This window comes from Cryobacterium sp. 10I5 (genome assembly GCF_035019865.1).
GTDB lineage: Bacteria > Actinomycetota > Actinomycetes > Actinomycetales > Microbacteriaceae > Cryobacterium > Cryobacterium breve_A.
Window position 1 is genome coordinate 1 of the sequence record NZ_JASJVI010000185.1, and the last position, 1,915, is coordinate 1,915.

The window sequence follows — 1,915 nt, forward strand, 5'->3', positions numbered from 1 at the left end:
GCACCCGCTGCACCCCGCGGCATCCGCTCACCCCCGCCGCGAGAGCGGACTAATGGCCCTTAACGCGGTGCTTTAAGGGCCATATTCGTACTCTCGCGAGCCGGAGGGGTCTCGACCGATACACTCCGATCCATGGTCCTGTCCCTCATCGGCGCCGGTCTGCTCCTGCTCGGCACCGTCGCCGTGGCGACCGGCCTGCTCCCGCTCGCCGAACTGCTCGTGCTCGTGGACCGGGTGGCGCCGATTCTCGTGTTCGTCGTGGCCATGACGGTCGTGACTGAGCTCTGCAGCGAGGCGGGGGTGTTCCGCTGGATCGCCCGCCGGCTGCGGCACTGGGGCGGCGGCCGGGCCTGGCTGCTCTGGCTGTGGGTCGCCGGCATCGCGATCGTCACGACCGTGTTCCTCTCCCTCGACACGACCGCCGTGCTCCTGACGCCGGTTGTCGTCGTGGTCGCGCGACAGGCGGGCCTGCCGCCGCTGCCGTTCGCCCTCACGACGGTGTGGCTCGCCAACACCGGCAGCCTGCTGCTGCCGATCAGCAACCTGACCAACCTGCTCGCCCAGAACCGCCTCGGCGGCATCTCCCCGATCGCCTTCGCCGGGCTCACCGCGGCCCCCGCGCTCGTCGCCGTGCTCGTGCCGATGGCCATGGTCGCGCTCATCTTCCGCAAGGACCTCGGCAAACGGTATGCGAGCGTACCCGTGCAGCGGACCCGCGTGTCGGGCACGTCGGGAGCGGCTACATCCGTCGACCGGGTGCTGCTCGGGACGAGCGCGCTCGTCCTCGCGGCCCTGCTGCCCGCCCTGGTCGTCGGCCTGCCGGTGTGGCTGCCGTCGAGCATCGCCGCGCTCTCGCTGGCCGTCGTGTTCCTCGTCCGGCGCCGGAGCGTGCTCCGCATCACCCTGATCCCGTGGTCGCTACTTCTCTTCAGCGCCGGCCTGTTCCTCGCGATGGAGGCCCTGCAGAACCTGGGGCTGCCGGTGCTGCTCACCGCGCTCGCCGGGGCGGGGAACGCGCCGGGGGACCTGTTCCGCCTGGCCGGCACGAGCATGGTCGGCTCGAACCTGGTCAACAACCTGCCCGCCTACCTCGCGCTCGAGCCGGTCGCCGACTCGACGCCGCGGCTGCTCGCCGTGCTGATCGGCGCGAACGTCGGCCCGCTGATCACCCCGTGGGCCTCTCTTGCGACCCTGCTCTGGCACAGCAGGCTCGAGAAGATGAACGTGCTGATCACGTGGCGCGGGTATGCGCTCTTCGGTCTCGTGCTCGCCCCGGTCACGGTCGGGTTGAGCGTGCTCACGATGATCCTGGTCACCGCGTGACTTCCGCGCGGCCGCAGCGAGCGATGCGAGAATATGGGAATCCGCCCCTGCGTCCAACGCGTGCCTCGAGCGAAGGAATGACCGAATGATCACCCTCGAAGGGATCGACGACATCGTCGTCAACGGCGGCGTCGTCGTGACGCGCGACGGCGCGAAACTCGGCTCGGTCGAACAGGTCTTCCTGAGTGAGGATTCCGGCGAACCGGCGTTCGTCACCGTGCGCACCGGCCTGTTCGGCATGCTCGAATCGTTCGTTCCGCTCGACGGCGCGACCATCGACGGCCCGCGCGTGGTCGTGGCCTTCGACCGGGACCGCATCCGCAACGGCCCCCGCATCGAGAGCGACCGTGGATCGATCACCGCCGACGAGGAGAAGGAACTCTACGACTACTACGGCACCTCGGCGCCCCAGGCTGCAGGGTCGGCGGAGTCTGCCGGGTCGGTCGAGACCGCTGAGCAGGCCGTTCCGGTCGAGTCCGCTGCACTCCCCGCGGATGCCGCCGGCCGCCCGGAGCCGCAGGTGCAGTCCCCGGGCGCGCCGCCCACCCCGGAACATCCGCATCCGCACCCGCATGACGCCCCACATCCGCCC

Annotated in this window: 2 protein-coding genes; both read left to right on the forward strand. The window is 70.4% G+C overall.

What is annotated here, in order from left to right:
- The first annotated feature begins 132 nt into the window (after window positions 1-132).
- Window positions 133-1,323, forward strand: a complete 1,191-nt coding sequence (locus tag QN350_RS19575) for an SLC13 family permease (protein WP_322138784.1) — start codon at window positions 133-135, stop codon at window positions 1,321-1,323.
- Window positions 1,324-1,408: 85 nt separating this feature from the next.
- Window positions 1,409-1,915, forward strand: a 507-nt coding sequence (locus tag QN350_RS19580) for a PRC-barrel domain-containing protein (RefSeq protein ID WP_323517180.1), incomplete at its 3' end; no start/stop codon positions are given.

What these genes read in the sequence shown, in the direction of transcription:
- QN350_RS19575 (WP_322138784.1), top strand. Translation starts at nt 133, where the DNA reads ATGGTCCTGTCCCTCATCGGCGCCGGTCTGCTCCTGCTCGGCACCGTC.